Consider the following 16,283-nt stretch of genomic DNA (forward strand, 5'->3'; position numbering starts at 1 on the left):
CGAGTTTAACCGGAGACCGCAATCACATGGCTATAGTTGACCAGACCCTTACCCTGGATGCCGAGTCACACCGGCTGGAAGAGTGGTATCTCTTGTTGGGGGAGCTTTCCCATTGTTTGTGGTACACAGAAGAATTGCCTGAGATGTTGCGTGGCTTCTGCCGTATCCTGGTGCAGCGTGCTGGCTATTTGTGTGCTGAGGTGGAACTGGACTTGGGTGACAAGTCAGAAATTTACCGTTTTCGTGCTGACAGACAGGCTGGAAAAGAGACAAAATACCTGGTCCTGCCTTTGCAGCGTTATGGTGATGTGCTGGCGCAATTGCGTGTCGGTGCTGACTTTGATCTCAGTGAAAATGGTGATGCATACAACATACTGAGTCGCTTCGCCAATGAACTGGCGCAAGCCATCCATTCCCTCAGCAGTACCCATGAACACCATGATCTGCAAGACAATATGGACATGCTGGCACTCTCGGTGCAGCAAAGCCCGTTTGCGGTAGTCATTACCAATGCAGATGGCGAACTCGAATATGGTAATGACAGCTTTTGCCGTATATCTGGCTATACATTGAACGAGGTGCTGGGCAAACATGTGTTCTGGAATTCTGGCGACCCTGCGGATGAAAAAGTCATGCGCATCATCAAGGCGCTCAAGGTCGGCGAGCATTGGCAAGGCGATGTACTCAGCCATCGCAAGGATGGTACGGCATACTGGGAAAGACAGATGGTCAGCCCGCTATGCAATGCAAACGGCCATATCACCCACCTGATCGCTGTCAAACAAGACATCACTGACAGCAAATTCCAGTTGAAAGAAGTCGAACAAGCCTTGCTCTTGCGTGAGCAGGCTTTGGTATCAAGTAGTAATGGCATCATGATTACCCGCAGTGACGATAGTGATCATTCCATCGTCTATGTGAATCCGGCTTTTGAACGTATTACTGGCTATACGGCGCAGGAAGTCATAGGCAGGGAAGGGCGTTTCCTGGTCAGGGAAGACCTGGCACAACCAGATCTGGAAGAGATACGTACGGCATTGCGGGAAAAAAGAGCAGGCTGCGCGCTACTGCGCAATTACCGCAAGGACGGTACGCAGTTCTGGAATGAATTACATATCTCGCCCGTCAAGGACGCGACGGGTGCCGCCACCACGCATTTTGTCAGTGTCATCAATGATGTCAGTGAGCGCGTCAATTATCAGAAAGAGCTGGAATACCAGGCCACGCATGACAGCCTGACTGGTCTCGCCAACCGCAATTTACTCAACGATCGCATTACTCAGGCCATTGCCTGGGCCAAGCGTCAGGACTTGTCGGTGGGTCTGATGTTGCTCGACCTTGATCATTTCAAGCTCATCAATGATGCCTCCGGCCATGGTGCCGGGGATGAAATGTTGAAGCAGGTAGCCAACCGTCTCAGTCATTGTGTACGCGAAACCGATACCGTCGCGCGTTTGGGCGGTGACGAGTTCGTCATCATCCTGACTGATTTGCCTGAGACTGGCGATGTTGATATCGTCGCTGAAAAAATCCTGGCAGCATTGGCGCGCCCGTTTGAAATCAATGGACATGATGTGTTTGTCACCGCCAGCATAGGTATATCGCTATATCCGCGTGATGGTGACCATGGCGAAATATTGCTACGCTATGCCGACATCGCCATGTACCGCGTCAAGGAACATGGCCGCAATAGCGTGCGCCAGTTTATTCCCGAGATGGGTGTCACTGCCATCAGCCGCCTGAATATGGAAGGTGCATTGCGCCGTGCGCTGGAGCGGCATGAACTCACTCTGCACTACCAGCCCAAGATAGAACTCGCTACTGGCCATATCGTCGGTGCAGAGGCACTGGTGCGCTGGCATCATCCGCAGATAGGTTTGATACACCCCATAGAATTCATCCCGTTAGCAGAAGAAACCGGGCTGATATTGCCGTTAGGTGAGTGGGTGCTGGCTGAGGCTTGCCGCCAGCAAGTCAGCTGGAAAAAATCTGGCATGGCAGATTTAAAAATTGCCATCAATATGTCACCTCGCCAGTTCCGGCAAGAGGATTTGTCTGACCGTGTTGCTGCCATTTTTACCGAGACGGGTGCCGACCCATCGAACGTCACACTGGAACTGACCGAGAGCATGGTCATGCAGGATGTCAACAGTACACTCGTAGCATTGCGGGCTTTGAAAAACCTGGGTTTGTCGATATCGCTGGATGATTTTGGTACGGGTTATTCCAGTCTTTCTTATTTGCGGCGCTTCCCCATCGATGAACTCAAGATAGATAAGTCCTTCATCAATGATATCCATGAAAATCCTGACGATGCAGCGATAGCCAGCGCCATAATTGCCATGGCCTTGAGCCTGAGTCTGAGTGTGGTTGCAGAGGGAGTGGAAAAGAAAGAGCAGGCCGAGCTTTTACGCAAAATGGGATGCAGCCAGGTACAGGGTTATTATTTTGGCCGCCCTATGGATGCCGCCGGTTTTGCCACCCGCTATCGCGAGCACATCAATGAATAAGGTGATGAGTAAAACCATGAACAAGCTGCTCTGGCGCACCGGCAAGGTAAGCGAAATCCCGGAATTGCTGATGGCCGCAACCCTGGAAAAATCAGCCGCCGTTGGCGCGGCGACTGTCTATCATTTCAAGCATGATGGGCAGGAAAAACTGGCGATTTCCCTGCCCGATGGTCAAGCCCTGATCATAGAACCTTTGCCCAGCGGACGACCACGCCGCCGCCGGGTTGACCCACTGAAAGCTGAGTCGCCAGGCCAGCTTGCAGATGTCATCGATAACAGCTGAATGATTTAATCGTTTAGTGGCCAGGCGTATGTTCACTATCAAGCATAGCCATGGCATGGTCATTGTAGCGATTACCCGCTACTGCATCGCTGGGAACAGCAGCAGCTATTGCTTGTAAATCTGCCGCATCCAGCTTCACATCCAGAGCACCAAGTGCCTCTGTCAAACGGTCACGGCGGCGTGCGCCCACCAAAGGAATGATGTCTGCACCTTGCGCCAGTACCCAGGCAATTGCCGCCTGCGCCACGCTGATGCCCTTGCTGCTGGCGATGCCGCGCAAGGCTTCTACCAGAGCCAGGTTACGTTCCAGATTGCCATCCTGGAAGCGTGGGCTGATACTGCGGAAATCCCTTGCGCCAGTAGTGCGTTCAGGGCTCCAGTGACCGCTAAGCAAACCTCGCGATAATACGCCGTAAGCTGTGATGCCTATGCCCAGTTCGCGGCAAACTGGCAAAATCTCAGCTTCTATGCCGCGAGAAAACAGTGAATACTCTATCTGCAAATCACTGATGGCATGGACGGCTGCCGCACGGCGCAGGCTGGCAGCACCTGCCTCCGACATGCCGATGTGGCGCACATAACCGGCTTTCACCATGTCGGCGATGGCGCCGATGGTGTCTTCGACGGGTACTTGCGGGTCTATGCGTGCCAGACGGTAAACGTCGATGTGATCAGTACCCAGGCGTTTCAGACTATAGGCCAGGGCGTTCTTGACGGCTGCCGGTCTGCCATCCATACCTATCCAGTTGCCTGCTGGGTCGCGTAAAGCGCCAAACTTGACGCTGATTTTGACTTGCTCACGCGGCAGGTTTTGCAAGGCTTCCTGTATCAGTAATTCATTATGGCCCATGCCATAAAAATCACCTGTGTCGAGCAAGTCTACCCCTGCATCCAGCGCCGCATGGATAGTGGCGATGCTTTCGCCACGGTCAGCCGGACCATATAAATCTGACATGCCCATGCAACCCAAACCCAGTGCTGAAACTGCCGGACCTTGCTTGCCCAATTGACGTGTTGCCATGTTGTTCTGTGCCATGCTGAAACTCCTTTGTGATTATTGCCTCAGCGGGTTTGCTGAAGATGTAGCCATTGTAGTTAGTGAGTATTTATAGATAAATACGTTAAAATTGCCTTTACTGTGCAAAAAATCTAAACAATGAGGGCGGGGACGTTTATGGACAAATTCCAGGCTATGCAAGTCTTTATTGCCGTGGTTGAGCAAAGCAGCTTCACCCGCGCTGCAGAGCAATTGCAAATGCCCAGGGCCAGTGTGACCCTGAGTATCAAGCAACTGGAAACCCATCTGGGTACGCGTCTCTTGCAAAGAACCACGCGTCAGGTCAACACCACGGCTGATGGCGATGCTTACTATCAGCGTTGCGTGCGCCTGCTGGCTGATCTGGAAGAAACTGAGTCCGCATTCAGCCACAGCTTGCTTAATCCGCGTGGCAAGCTCAGGATTAATTTGCAAGGTTCGCTGGGCAAATCTTTTGTGGTTCCGGCCCTGCCAGGCTTTAGTACCAAATATCCTTTGATAGAACTGGAAGTTGGTATGAGCGACCGCCTGGTCGATCTGGTGCGGGAAGGTGTTGATTGCGTCTTGCGTGGCGGTGAATTGCGCGATTCCAGCATGATCGCCAAGCGGGTAGCGCTGATGACACAAATTACCTGTGCCAGTAGCGCCTACCTGCAAAAACATGGGGTGCCTGAGACTTTGGGTGATTTGCATGCCCATCTGGCAGTGAATTATTTCTCATCACAGACTGGCCGGAATATGGACTTTGAATTTGTCACGGATGGCAACATAGGCGGTAAAACCCAGACATTGCCATTAAAGGGGCAACTGGCGGTCAATGATGTTGATGCCTACGTCGCAGGCGCAGAAGCGGGTTATGGCTTGATACAACTGCCGCGCTTCCACGTTGCTGCCCAACTGGCGGCTGGCAGCATGCAGGAAGTATTACCGGAGCTGCGGCCACCGCCTATGCCGGTATCCATACTCTACCCTCACCACCGGCAGTTATCGCCCAGGGTCAGGGTATTCGTAGAATGGCTGACTGAGCTGATGGAAACGCATGCAGACAAATTCAAGGCCTAAATAATATTAAAAATATATCGTTTATCAGACTGGCTTGCAGTTTGTGGCTTATTTTCACTGTTTTTGACCTCACACAAGCTACGCTGGCAAGTCAACACCTGACATATCCACCCTGTTTCCCTTATCATGCTGTCATGACAGAAGATCAGGAAGTTCTCCTCCCCCCTTATCCTGGTATCCAGGAAAAAGACATACTGCTGGTACAGACGCCAGCAGACGCAGAGCAAGCCTATGCAGAGATGCTGACAGCCGATATTTTGGGTTTTGATACAGAATCCAAGCCAGTATTCTTTAAGGGCCAGCAATCTGATGGCCCGCATCTGATACAACTGGCTACCGACAACAAGGCTTATCTCTTCCCCACGATCAAGGCACAAAATACCGATGCCGTGAAAGCCTTGCTGGAATCGAAAGAGATACTCAAAGTTGGTTTTGGGCTCAGCGATGACATGAAACGCCTGAAGATCAAACTCGGCATCCTGCCGCAGCATGTGCTTGATCTCGCACGCGCCATGCGTGAGAGCAAGCAGCGCGACATGGGCGCAAAAGCGGCGGTCGCAAAATATTTTGGCATGCAACTGCAAAAATCCAAGAAGACCTCAACATCCAACTGGGCTGCCCCAGCCTTGAATGACAGGCAAATCATGTATGCCGCCAATGATGCGCAAGTGGCCTTGCTGGTCTATAGAAAGTGGCTGGCACTAAAGCAAGGATAAAGCAGGGATGAAGCAAGGCTGAACTTTAAGACGTCCCAACGGTCAGATGGCTCACCATAGCTATATTGACAGGGGATGTATGCTGGCCAAAAAGAAAACGCTTTTACTGCTTGCGGGCATGTGTTTCAGTTTGCTTAGTTTGTTTACTCAGGCGGCACAGGCAGATGGTCTGGCAGATTTAAAAGCCGCGCTGGCACGCTTGCCAGGGCAAATACCAGTGAAAGCTGTCGTTGAAGCCAAAACCTGGAGCCGTCAGGGTGAAGGTAAAGATGCTGATGAACAAAATGGCCAGGCCAGTATCAGCCTTGATGACAGCCCGCTTGGCTTGCAAATTTTGTACAGCAAGGATTTATTGACGCGCCTCGAAACCGAAGAGCGCGCCAAGGAAAAAGACTCCAAAACCAAAACCCCCACTATTGCTGCCATCAAGGAAGTCAATTCGTCCGAATTGCGCCCCATGGTTTCTGCCGTGGGCAATCTTTCGCGGATTCTTGAGAAAGCTATATTCAAAAGTGAAAAAGCCGACGCTAACTACAATGGCAAGCCTGCACGCTTGCTGAGTTTCGAGATACCTGTAGAAAAGCTCAGCGAAAAAGACCGCAAATACGTCAAGAAATTCGAAGGCAGCCTGGAGGTCTGGATAGGCCAGGATGGCATCCCGCTGGCCAGCCGCATGCATCAGGCTATCTCAGGGCGTGCTTTCGTTGTGATCAGCTTTGAAACAAAAAATGAAGAAGAGCTGGTGTATGGCGTCAGCGGTGACCGGCTCGTCGTGATCAAAAAAGAAAGCAAGAACAGCGGTTCAGGTGCCGGTGAAAAAGGTGAGATGCGCGTGGTCAAAACGCTGCAGGTGCAATCTTGATATTTTTGGACTTGCTGCAACGCAACACCGATAATTCATAATTGTTTTGTCGATTTAATTTGGTTTGACATTACAATGTAGTGATGTAAAGTTCGTCTCCCAGAAAGGTAATTCCAGTGTTTAGCACGCCTTATTCCTATCCTTCTTCTGTGTCTTCCGTTTCTTCCGTTTCTTCCTTCGGTCACTACAAACAGCGTCATCTGCGTAAGCTGGCTGCTACTGCCTTGCTGGTATGTCTGGCCTACGGTGCCTATGTTCCTGCTGTCCATGCTGCCCCGGTATTGGCAGATGGTGCTGCAGCCGCAGTCATTTCGGTAAATGCAAAAAAAGTCATCAGCCATGATGTCTATGCGAACTGGCGCACCATACAGGGCAGTGTCCTGAGCCGCGATGGCAACTGGGCAGCTTATGCCCTGGTAGGGCAGGAGTCAGATGGCGAGGTCGTGGTCAGGAATCTCAAAGATGGCCGCGAGTGGCGTGCACCACGCGGCACGACACCAGCCTTCAGTGCAGATGGCCGTTACCTGGCTTTTGCGATTGCGCCAACCAGGGTAGAGCTGGACAAGGCCAAGAAAGAAAAGAAGAAGGGTGATGACTTGCCCAAGTCTGGCCTGGGCATCATGAATCTGGCGACTGGTAAAGTTGAAAACCTGGACAGGGTAAAGCGTTTTGCCTGGCCAGAAGAGGGCGGCAATTTCCTGGCAGTATTGTTCGATGCACCCAAGGAAGCAAAGAAAGAGGCGAAGAAAGATGCCGAGCCTGCTGCCAAGGACGATGAAGATCAGCAAGCCGCTGCTGCCTCAGCCGCAGCAAAGAAAAAAGATACAGGCACAGAATTCTTGTTGATTGATGTGGCGAATGCCAAGCGCACCAGCTTCAAGGACGTTGCTGATTTTACCTGGGCAAAAAATGGTGAATTGCTGGCTTTCAATATCATCACCAAAGACGCTCAGAAAGACGGTCAAAAAGATACACCCAAAGACACAAATAAGGATACAGCGCGCGAAGGCGTTTACCTGATTAGCCCGCAAGACCTGACACCACGCACCGTCATGGCAGGTGCAGGTAGTTACAAACACATGAATTTTGATGAGGCAGGCCGCCAACTGGCTTTCGTCAGCAATCGCGATGACCTCGCAAAGAAAAATGCGGAAGCCGAAAAGCCTGGCAAGAAAAATGCTGACGCCGAGAAGGCTGACAAGGGCGAGAAAGCCGAAAAAGTAGACAAGGCAGAAAAAGAAATTACTGCTTTCGACCTGTATTACTGGCGCGCAGGTGATAGCGAAGCCAAAGCTGTAGTCACTGCAAGCACCACTGGCATGCCAGCAGGATGGTTGCCCAGCGAGCACGGTAGCCTGAGTTTTAGCAAGGATGGCCAGCGCCTGTTCTTTGGTACTGCAGAGCTGGCCAAGGCTGATCCCAAGGATGCACCGGAACCTTTCAAGGTTGATCTCTGGCACTGGAAAGACCCTGAGCTGCAATCCATGCAAAAGGTCAAGGCAGAGAAAGAAAAACAACGCAGCTATAAGGCAGTTTTTTATATCGCCGAGCAACGCTTTGTCCAGCTTGCCAACAAGAATATCCCGAATGTGCTGATCAATGATAACCCGCGTTTTGCCATGGGTGCCAGCGACGTACCTTACAAAATGCAGCAGTCATGGGATGCGCTGTATCACGATGCCTACGCGGTAGATTTGCAAACGGGCCAAGCCCGTTTGCTGGCGCAAAAACTGCGCTATGTGCCCAGCCTGTCACCAGGCGGCAAATACGTCATGGCCTTTGATGCCAATAGCAGTATCTGGTATTGCTGGTCAACCGCGGACGGCAGCAAGATCAATCTGACAGGCAAAATCAAGGCGCGTTTTGAAGATGCCAAACGCGATACGCCAGAAGTCAAGGATGCCTATGGTTTTGCGGGCTGGACAGAAGATGACGCCAGCGTCGTTTTGTATGATCAGTTCGATTTGTGGGAAGTCAATCCTCAGACTCTATCCAGCCGCAATGTGACTGCAGGCTATGGTCGCAAACACAATCTGGAATTGCGTTATGTTCCCATCGATACCGAGAAAAAACCGCCCGCTGATGAACCGTCACCAGTGGCTGAATCCAAGGCTTTGCCGACAGATTCATGGATACTGGCAGCTACCAATGAAGGCAATCGCTCTACCGGTTATTACCAGCAAAATCCAAAATCTGGTGAGCCGGTAAAACTCATACATGGCGATAAAATGTTTGCCGGCCTGATCAAGGCCAAAAAGGCGGATACGGTCTTGTTTACGCAGCAAAGCTTTACAGAATTCCCGGACTTGTGGACCAGTAACCTGGCTTTGCAAAACCCGCAAAAAATCAGCAATGCCAATCCCCAGCAAGCCCAGTTTAACTGGGGCAAGCAGGAAATGATTGAATACACCAGTCTCGACGGCAAGAAGCTCAAAGCCTTGCTGGCCAAGCCTGAGAATTTTGATCCGGCAAAAAAATACCCGATGATGGTGTATATCTATGAAAATATGTCAGACAATCTGCATCGCTATGTTGCACCGGCACCTGCCCAGAACATCAATGTTACCCGTTACCTGAGTAATGGCTACATCGTGCTGCGCCCGGACATCGTCTATAAAACCGGGCATCCAGGCAAGAGCGCTTATAACGCTGTGGTACCGGCAGTACAAAAAGTGCTGGCACAAGGCTATGTCGATCCCAAACGTGTGGGTATTCAGGGTCATAGCTGGGGTGCTTACCAGGTCAATTACCTGATCACGCAAACCAATATGTTCCGCGCGGTTGAAGCCGGTGCATCCATGGCGAACATGATCAGCGGTTACGGTGGCATACGCTGGGGTACAGGCATGAGCCGTGCCTTCCAGTATGAAAAACAGCAAAGCCGTATTGGTGGTGCGCCGTGGAATAAAACGGCAGAGTACATAGAAAATTCACCGATATTTTTTGTCGATAAAGTGCAGACGCCTTACCTGACCATCCACAACGATGATGATGATGCAGTGCCGTGGTATCAGGCCATAGAATTCTTCACTGCCTTGCGCCAGTTGGGTAAAGAGGCTTACTGGTTCAATTTCAATGGTGAAAAACATGGTCTCAAAGAACGTGACAACATGAAGTATTTCACGGTGCACATGGCTGAGTTCTTTGATCACTACCTGCTGAACAGCCCGCGCCCCGAATGGATGGACAAGCCTGTGCCTTATCTGGAACGGGGCAAGCGGGATGTTATGGGGCAATTCAAGCCTGTGGGGGCGAAGGCTGAGTAATTTTTGGGGAGCCGCTTGCGGCTCTTTGTTAGCTGCCAGTACTTCAATCATAAGATACACGGCAATCTTAAATTCGTCGCTCCAGCGCAGGCTGGAGCCCGGTGGCGTTTGTTGCATTGCCGTGCTTTGATTAAAACGATTGCCCTTCGTGGAACCAGGCCGGGTCTCGGCCCGGCAGCCGAAATACTTTCTTTGCGTCGCCAAAGTAAGTATTCAAAGAAAGGCGACCCAGGCGTCGTCGCCCCCTGAAGGGGGTTCCCGTTTGTGCAGTACAAAAAATGGGAAGGCCCGAAACTCGCTTCGCTCAAACAGCGGTCCTTCTCTTTCCATTTTCTGTACAGCACAAACGGCGTCGACACATGGGAACTGCCGAACGTCAAAAACAACTACCACCCCAACGTCAAACGCAACAGCAACAGCAACAGCAACAGCAACAGCAACAGCAACAGCAACAGCAACAGCAACAGCAACAGCAACAGCCCACCCGGCAGCAATCCAGATGATCTGAGCAAATTGCCAACAATGGCCAAACAAATCAAACACTGGGCCTCATAAAACTTCAAAAATGTCGTAAACGTACAATACAGCCATCATCGAAGCAGGTAGCATCCACTACATGCCCAAAACCGACAAGACTCTTCAAGCGCAAACGCATATCTGGCCAGCCAGTGGCCAGGCGGCTGAGCATGTGCTGATGTATATCGTGCGGGATACCCGTGGCTGTCATCTGGATGGGCCGGATCAACTGAATCGTTACCCTGCTACGCCATTCTGTTGCATCACCTGGATGCTGGAAGGTGAGGTGAGTTTGCTGCAAAAGGGAAAAATCAAGCGTGAGCAGCGCTTGCCGCAGATTTTTGTGGCTGGTTGCCAGAGCCAGTATGGAGTGTCGATGAACCTTGGTGACCGACACAGTTTTATGGCGGTGTTTTACTCAGATGCATTTCATGCCTTGTTTGAGCTGGACCTGACGACAGTGCAGGACAGATTTGTCGATGCGATGGAAGTACTGAATCCGTCAGGGCTGGCACTGCTGCAGGCTGTTGCCCAGGCTGATACACATGCCGACAGGCGCTCGCTGATTGAAAGCCATGTTGCACAAAACAGCAGCGCCCTGCTTTCCAGCCCCTGGTCACGTTTGCGCAAGATGGGGCAGAACCTGAGCCTGCGCCTGAGTTGTACCCTGCTTGGTGTAGGCGCACGCCAGTTACAAAGACGGGTCAGGAAAGAAGCTGGCCTGCCTTTGCTGGGCTTGTCACGTTTATGGCGCGCCAAGCGCAGTCACAGCCAGGTCTTGAGTGACCTGGCGCAGGGGCAGACACCAAACTGGGCGGAACATGCAGATGCCCTGGGTTATGCCGACCAATCCCACCTGATTCGCGACTGCAAGGGAGTATCCGGGCGTAGCCCACAGCAATTGCTCAACGATGCCAGGAAAAATGAAAGCGACTGGATTTACCGTCTTTAAGCAACACGCCAGCCAGAGCTGTCCCACGCTAAGCTTGAACTTACCCTATGAATACTGCTAACACTGATCAACGCCTGCATTCTCTTGATAATCTCAGGGCCATCATGATGTGGCTGGGCATCGTCGTGCATGTATCGGTGAACTATATGATCAATCCATCACCTACGCCCTGGCGCGATAGCCAGACCAGTGTGCTGGCAGACTTATTGATCGTCTTCATCCATGCTTTTCGCATGCCTGTTTTTTTTATCCTGGCTGGATTTTTTGTTGCCATGCTGGTGGCAAAGCGTGGCATGGCAGCTATGCTGCATCAGCGTGTGCGCAAGCTGGTCTGGCCTTTCATGGTGTTCTGGCCCTTGCTGCTGATCTGCATGAGTTTGCTGGTGGCAGTGTATGCGCATCTGAATGCTTTTGGGGCGATAGGTGTGGATTTTGAGCTGATTCCGCAAGTACCTGGCAGGCCGCAGGTGTCGCTACTGCATCTGTGGTTCATCTATTACCTGTTTCTATATTGCCTGGTGTATGCGCTGCTGCTGCGCTGGTCGGCCTTTATTCCATTGGGGTTACGAGATGGTTTTGCCAATACCTGGAAAACACTGTGCACTAACTGGTGGGGTATATTTTTTCTGACATTACCTTTGGCGTTCGCCGGGAGTTTTTACCGCAATGGCATGGTGACGCCGCTGGGTTCTTTCATGCCACACCCTGCAGAATTCATCCATAGCGGCATGTTCTTTAGCTGCGGGATTTTCCTGTATCGTTTTCAGACAGATTTGCTACCCCGTTTTGAGCGCAAGTGCTGGTCATATCTTTGCGCCGGTTTGCCAGTCTTTGTCGTGTTCCTGGCGCTGGTCAAAAGTAGTGGCAATGCAGAGACTGTCAATCCAGGCATGCAGGCCGTCATGGCGTATTTATACAACAGCGTGAGCTGGCTCTGGAGTTTTGCCCTGATAGGCTTGTTCCTCCGGTACTTACCTGGTCAGAGTCGTTTGCTGTCTTATCTCGCAGACAGTTCTTACTGGGTTTATCTGGTGCACATGCTGGGGACGATGGGCTTTGGTATCCTGCTATATCACAGCCCTTTTGGCGCTATTGGAAGAATGATGTGCAATATCCTGCTGACCAGCCTGTTTTGCCTGCTGAGCTACCATTTGCTGGTGCGCCGCGGCTTGATAGAGCGCTTCCTGAATGGGGGCGCGAGAAAAAAGCTCGTTGATGCTGGCTCGGTCAATCCAGGGGTTTCTTGCTGAATTTTGCTAAATCCTAGGCATATTCGTAGGCATATTCGTGGACATATTTCTCCTTATGCGCTGAGCTCATTGCTGGAATGAATTTCTGTATTTGCAAATAGCACAGTCTTTGGTGCATGATGGCAGGCATTAATCATCATGTCAGAAGCACAGGGAATTTGGATATGCAAACTTCAAATAACAAGGCGTCTGTATCAGCATTGCCCAGTGGGCATGGCGCACGCTGGTGGAAGTCTTTCGGGCCGCAGATAGTCATAGGTTTATTGGCCGGGGTAGTGGTGGGGCTGATAGCACGCAACATGGGTACCCAGGGTAACGAGGCCAACTGGCTGCAGGTTGCGCTTGGTGCAATTGGCAATGCCTATGTAGGCCTCTTGAAACTCATGATCCCGCCGCTGATATTGACAGCAGTGGTCAGCAGCATTGCCAATTTGCGCCGTTTGCAAAATGCAGCCCAACTGGCAACACAGACCTTGATCTGGTTTGCGATTACTGCTTTTATCGCAGTAGCTATAGGCCTGACAATAGGCTTGCTGGCAAATCCCAGTGCCGGTGCGGTAGTCGATGCTGCCAAGGCCAGTGCACCGTCAAGAACAGGCTCCTGGTGGGCTTTTCTGAATCAACTGTTACCGGGCAATATCCTGGGCATGACCGCCAGCAGCTCAGTCAAACTGGTAGGTGAGAAGGCGGTTGCCTCCACACAACTGGGTTTCAATGTCTTGCAATTGCTGGTGATTTCGATTGCAGTGGGTATCGCTGCACTCAAGGTCGGTGAGCGTGCAGAACCGCTACTGCGTTTTACCGACGCAGTCGGCGCAGTGGTGCAAAAAATATTGTGGTGGATCATACGCCTGGCACCGATAGGTACATTGGCCCTGCTGGGTGATGCGGTTGCCAGTTATGGTTGGGATGCGCTGGGTTCACTCGCCAGCTTCAGTGCCTCAGTGTATGTGGGTTTGTTGCTGGTCTTGTTCGTGGTGTATCCGGTGTTGGTCAAGTTGCATGGCTTGTCCGTGCGCCAGTATTTCACAGGCGTCTGGCCCGCGGTACAACTGGGATTTGTCTCACGCTCGTCCATGGGCACTATGCCTTTGACAGAGCGGGTGACCGAGCGTTATCTCGGTGTGCCGCGTGAGTATGCAGCTTTTGCCGTGCCACTCGGCGCAACCACCAAGATGGATGGCTGTGCCTCGATTTATCCGGCGATCTCGGCCATCTTCATTGCGCAATTCTATGGCCTGCATCTGGATGTCACGCAGTTGGCATTGATTGCCCTGGTTTCTGTACTGGGCTCAACCGCGACTGCCGGTACTACCGGAGCCACTGTCATGCTGACCCTGACTTTGTCTACCGTGGGCCTGCCATTGGAAGGTGTCGGTTTGTTGCTCGCTGTGGAACCTATCATTGATATGGGCCGTACTGCAGTCAATGTCGCTGGACAGGCACTGGTACCAACCATAGTCGCCAAGCGCCTGGGTTTGCTGAATCTGGAACTCTATAATGCTGAGCGTACGGCAGAAGCGCTGGAAGCTGAGATTGTCGAACGTCAGGCAGCATAAGTCTGATAACGCTGGCGGGCAGTTGAGTCTATTGCGATGAAGCGCATCAGCATCCTGGATGAAGCGCCTGATTTGCCTTTGCAATTAGGCCCGTCTGCGGTAATGGCTGGCGATATCAAGGCTGTTCTGCCTGCTGGCTTGCTGGAGTTTTATCAGAGTGCACCAGCCTGCCATTTGCTGGCCTGGAACGATACAGATAGCGCAACGATGGGCCTGAGCAGATCAGGCAGCCTTATCGTGTTTGAACCCGCCCGCTTGCTTGAATTAACGATCAATATTTTGCGACGGGCCAAAGGAGCTGGCTGGATATCTTTCGAGGCAGTGCTTACAGATCAGGATCAGCCACTGGTGTTGCTTGAAGCCGTTACATTTAATGAAGCTGGTCTGGCATGGCTGGAAGCAAGAACTGCCGTTTTCGAGGCTGTGTTTGGCGTCAAATCGACATTGATTGAGCATGGCTATGATTGTTAAATTGTTTTAGAAGGTGATGGATTTGATATGTCATAGCCATAATTTTCAATATGAAAATGACCAGTCTGAACCTGTCTTGCAACATGGCGACAAGTCCCGCTTGTAAGCCACTGAAAATTGTTAAATACTTGAGATGGGGAGGCTTAATTATTCATGGTTGCTGTCTTTATATAAGCACCATGTAAGGAAAAGGAATGCCTGCCAAGCTTTGAAAGCCCATCATCATGCGCGCATTTCTATTCATCTTTTTTTGCGGTACCTGTGCGTTTAGCAACGCTCGTGAACAGCCCGTGCAACGCGAGCTGTTACGTTTTTCTTCTTCGCTTAGCGATGCAGGTGAGGCCTTCGCAGACAGCAAAATTTTATTGGAAAAACTGTGCAGGCAAAGCGGCCTGAGTTGCAGCCTGACTGCATATCCGCCCGGCCGTGCAGTAAAGATGTTGCAAGATAGTGAAACAGCAGGTGAGCTACCGCGCTTTGAAGAATTCCAGAATCTGGTACCAACAGCAAGTCGTGTTCCTACGGCTTTGGGTTATCTGAGTTTCAGTTTGCTGACGCATGATAAAAATATAGTCGTGAAATCCATGGCCGACCTGAACAGACACAAAGTGTTTTATGTGCGCGGCAATGCGGCAATTGCAGCGCATAAGGAGCTGGATCATCTGATAGCAGTAAGCTCAGAACATGATTGCGCCTACATGGTGTTAAGAAAACTCGGGGACGCCTGCATCATGACCAAATCGCTGGCCCTGAAAATGATAGAGGAAAGCCAGGCTGCTGCCGGCAGCTACTACCTGCAAGATTTATTTTTCAAGCCAGTTTATTTATACCTGTCACCCCGTTATCAATATCTGCAAGATATTTTCGATCAAAAACTCAGGAACATGCGGCCGGAAGAAAAAATCGTACAGTAGCGAAATTTTAATATAAAGGTATTTACCTAAGTATTGGTTTGCGCTATATTATCCGCATGTCAAACCAGCAAACTCAACTTGATCATCTGTATTCTGCCCTCGGTGATACAACACGGCGTGCAGTGCTGGCACGCCTGTGCCGTGGACCGGCAGCAGTCAGCGAGTTGGCGCTGGAATTCGACATGGCTCTGCCTTCATTTACCCAGCATCTGCGGGTACTCGAACATTCCGGCCTGGTAGTGTCTGAAAAAAATGGCAGGGTAAGAACATACCAACTGGCACCAGCAGGCTTGCAAAAAGCAGAGCAATGGCTGGCTTCGCAGCGCAGCGATTGGGAAAAACGCTTTAACCAACTCGATGCTTACTTAAATAAGATAAAGGAGAATCATGATGTCTGAAGCAACGACGGAAGAAGGTAAATTTGATCTGGTGCTGGAGCGTATAGTTGATATCCCGCCATCTTTGGTATGGGCTGCCTGGACTACGCCTGCCCATTTGCTGGAATGGTTCACGCCTGCTCCGTGGAAAACCGTGGATTGTGAGATAGACCTGAAAGCTGGCGGTATCTTCCGCACGGTCATGCGTTCGCCTGAAGGTGTTGATCACGACAATGCCGGTTGCTATCTCGAAGTCATCCCTGGAAAAAAACTGGTGTTCACCGATGCACTGGGGCCAGGTTTTCGTCCTACCGGCAATTCCTTCATGACTGCTATCGTTACCTTTGAGCCGCATGAAACGGGAACCCGGTATAAAGCAGTCGTCTTGCATAAAAACGCAGAAGACAAGCAAAAACATATGGAAATGGGATTCCATCAGGGCTGGGGCACTGCCCTCGACCAACTGGTCGCCCATATGAAAAAACTCAATTGACAGTACAAATGCCAGA

At 51.2% G+C, this 16,283-nt stretch carries 15 protein-coding genes; 13 read left to right on the plus strand and 2 right to left on the minus strand.

Features of this window, described 5'->3' with window-relative positions; all coding sequences use genetic code 11:
* Positions 1-26 precede the first annotated feature (26 nt).
* Both ACO0LI_RS04780 and ACO0LI_RS04785 read left to right on the plus strand, forming a co-directional pair.
* Positions 27-2,510, plus strand: coding sequence for an EAL domain-containing protein (locus ACO0LI_RS04780; RefSeq protein WP_423031256.1), 2,484 nt, complete (start codon positions 27-29; stop codon positions 2,508-2,510).
* Between the two features lie 16 nt (positions 2,511-2,526).
* Positions 2,527-2,793, plus strand: a complete 267-nt coding sequence (locus tag ACO0LI_RS04785; RefSeq protein WP_423031258.1) for a hypothetical protein — start codon at positions 2,527-2,529, stop codon at positions 2,791-2,793.
* Positions 2,794-2,806: 13 nt separating this feature from the next.
* Here ACO0LI_RS04785 and ACO0LI_RS04790 read toward each other — a convergent pair whose 3' ends face one another.
* Positions 2,807-3,814, minus strand: coding sequence for an aldo/keto reductase (locus ACO0LI_RS04790; RefSeq protein ID WP_423031530.1), 1,008 nt, complete (start codon positions 3,812-3,814; stop codon positions 2,807-2,809).
* A gap of 153 nt (positions 3,815-3,967) precedes the next feature.
* Here ACO0LI_RS04790 and ACO0LI_RS04795 point away from each other — a divergent pair, with 153 nt between their 5' ends.
* The 4 genes from ACO0LI_RS04795 to ACO0LI_RS04810 all read left to right on the plus strand — a co-directional run bounded on the left by ACO0LI_RS04795 (position 3,968) and on the right by ACO0LI_RS04810 (position 9,735).
* The gene (locus ACO0LI_RS04795; RefSeq protein ID WP_423031260.1) at positions 3,968-4,891 is read left to right on the plus strand and encodes a LysR family transcriptional regulator; all 924 of its coding nucleotides are present in this window, start codon (positions 3,968-3,970) and stop codon (positions 4,889-4,891) included.
* A 134-nt stretch (positions 4,892-5,025) separates the two neighbouring features.
* Positions 5,026-5,607, plus strand: coding sequence for a 3'-5' exonuclease (locus ACO0LI_RS04800; protein ID WP_423031262.1), 582 nt, complete (start codon positions 5,026-5,028; stop codon positions 5,605-5,607).
* Positions 5,608-5,686: 79 nt separating this feature from the next.
* A complete protein-coding gene (locus ACO0LI_RS04805; protein ID WP_423031264.1) occupies positions 5,687-6,469 on the plus strand; it encodes a hypothetical protein in 783 nt (260 codons plus the stop codon).
* 116 nt (positions 6,470-6,585) lie between these two features.
* A complete protein-coding gene (locus tag ACO0LI_RS04810) occupies positions 6,586-9,735 on the plus strand; it encodes a prolyl oligopeptidase family serine peptidase (RefSeq protein ID WP_423031266.1) in 3,150 nt (1,049 codons plus the stop codon).
* A 213-nt stretch (positions 9,736-9,948) separates the two neighbouring features.
* On the opposite strand, the gene ACO0LI_RS04815 is transcribed toward ACO0LI_RS04810, so the two are convergent.
* Positions 9,949-10,278: a hypothetical protein gene (locus ACO0LI_RS04815; RefSeq protein WP_423031268.1), complete on the minus strand. Its 330-nt coding sequence runs from the start codon at positions 10,276-10,278 to the stop codon at positions 9,949-9,951.
* 73 nt (positions 10,279-10,351) lie between these two features.
* Here ACO0LI_RS04815 and ACO0LI_RS04820 point away from each other — a divergent pair, with 73 nt between their 5' ends.
* The 7 genes from ACO0LI_RS04820 to ACO0LI_RS04850 all read left to right on the plus strand — a co-directional run bounded on the left by ACO0LI_RS04820 (position 10,352) and on the right by ACO0LI_RS04850 (position 16,267).
* Positions 10,352-11,203 carry a helix-turn-helix domain-containing protein gene (locus ACO0LI_RS04820; RefSeq protein ID WP_423031270.1) on the plus strand — a complete coding sequence of 284 codons (852 nt, stop codon included), beginning with the start codon at positions 10,352-10,354 and terminating at the stop codon, positions 11,201-11,203.
* A gap of 47 nt (positions 11,204-11,250) precedes the next feature.
* Entirely contained in the window at positions 11,251-12,453 is a 1,203-nt protein-coding gene (locus tag ACO0LI_RS04825) for an acyltransferase family protein (protein WP_423031272.1), read from the plus strand.
* 164 nt (positions 12,454-12,617) lie between these two features.
* The gene (locus tag ACO0LI_RS04830; RefSeq protein WP_423031274.1) at positions 12,618-14,012 is read left to right on the plus strand and encodes a dicarboxylate/amino acid:cation symporter; all 1,395 of its coding nucleotides are present in this window, start codon (positions 12,618-12,620) and stop codon (positions 14,010-14,012) included.
* Positions 14,013-14,048: 36 nt separating this feature from the next.
* Positions 14,049-14,483 carry a hypothetical protein gene (locus tag ACO0LI_RS04835; protein WP_423031276.1) on the plus strand — a complete coding sequence of 145 codons (435 nt, stop codon included), beginning with the start codon at positions 14,049-14,051 and terminating at the stop codon, positions 14,481-14,483.
* A gap of 224 nt (positions 14,484-14,707) precedes the next feature.
* Positions 14,708-15,397 carry a hypothetical protein gene (locus tag ACO0LI_RS04840; protein WP_423031278.1) on the plus strand — a complete coding sequence of 230 codons (690 nt, stop codon included), beginning with the start codon at positions 14,708-14,710 and terminating at the stop codon, positions 15,395-15,397.
* Positions 15,398-15,453: 56 nt separating this feature from the next.
* Positions 15,454-15,795 carry an ArsR/SmtB family transcription factor gene (locus tag ACO0LI_RS04845; RefSeq protein WP_423031532.1) on the plus strand — a complete coding sequence of 114 codons (342 nt, stop codon included), beginning with the start codon at positions 15,454-15,456 and terminating at the stop codon, positions 15,793-15,795.
* A complete protein-coding gene (locus ACO0LI_RS04850) occupies positions 15,788-16,267 on the plus strand; it encodes an SRPBCC family protein (protein WP_422951845.1) in 480 nt (159 codons plus the stop codon). Before ACO0LI_RS04845 ends, ACO0LI_RS04850 begins: the two co-directional genes overlap by 8 nt.
* Positions 16,268-16,283 lie beyond the last annotated feature (16 nt).

It is taken from the genome of Undibacterium sp. Tian12W, from assembly GCF_049339405.1.
Taxonomy (GTDB): domain Bacteria; phylum Pseudomonadota; class Gammaproteobacteria; order Burkholderiales; family Burkholderiaceae_D; genus Undibacterium.

Excerpts from the sequence above, each read along its gene's own strand:
- ACO0LI_RS04800 (WP_423031262.1), top strand. The coding sequence starts at position 5,026 with ATGACAGAAGATCAGGAAGTTCTCCTCCCCCCTTATCCTGGTATCCAG.
- ACO0LI_RS04830 (WP_423031274.1), top strand. The coding sequence starts at position 12,618 with ATGCAAACTTCAAATAACAAGGCGTCTGTATCAGCATTGCCCAGTGGG.
- ACO0LI_RS04790 (WP_423031530.1), bottom strand. The coding sequence starts at position 3,814 with ATGGCAACACGTCAATTGGGCAAGCAAGGTCCGGCAGTTTCAGCACTG.
- ACO0LI_RS04850 (WP_422951845.1), top strand. The coding sequence starts at position 15,788 with ATGTCTGAAGCAACGACGGAAGAAGGTAAATTTGATCTGGTGCTGGAG.
- ACO0LI_RS04795 (WP_423031260.1), top strand. The coding sequence starts at position 3,968 with ATGGACAAATTCCAGGCTATGCAAGTCTTTATTGCCGTGGTTGAGCAA.
- ACO0LI_RS04780 (WP_423031256.1), top strand. The coding sequence starts at position 27 with ATGGCTATAGTTGACCAGACCCTTACCCTGGATGCCGAGTCACACCGG.
- ACO0LI_RS04825 (WP_423031272.1), top strand. The coding sequence starts at position 11,251 with ATGAATACTGCTAACACTGATCAACGCCTGCATTCTCTTGATAATCTC.
- ACO0LI_RS04820 (WP_423031270.1), top strand. The coding sequence starts at position 10,352 with ATGCCCAAAACCGACAAGACTCTTCAAGCGCAAACGCATATCTGGCCA.
- ACO0LI_RS04805 (WP_423031264.1), top strand. The coding sequence starts at position 5,687 with ATGCTGGCCAAAAAGAAAACGCTTTTACTGCTTGCGGGCATGTGTTTC.
- ACO0LI_RS04785 (WP_423031258.1), top strand. The coding sequence starts at position 2,527 with ATGAACAAGCTGCTCTGGCGCACCGGCAAGGTAAGCGAAATCCCGGAA.
- ACO0LI_RS04845 (WP_423031532.1), top strand. The coding sequence starts at position 15,454 with ATGTCAAACCAGCAAACTCAACTTGATCATCTGTATTCTGCCCTCGGT.
- ACO0LI_RS04835 (WP_423031276.1), top strand. The coding sequence starts at position 14,049 with ATGAAGCGCATCAGCATCCTGGATGAAGCGCCTGATTTGCCTTTGCAA.
- ACO0LI_RS04840 (WP_423031278.1), top strand. The coding sequence starts at position 14,708 with ATGCGCGCATTTCTATTCATCTTTTTTTGCGGTACCTGTGCGTTTAGC.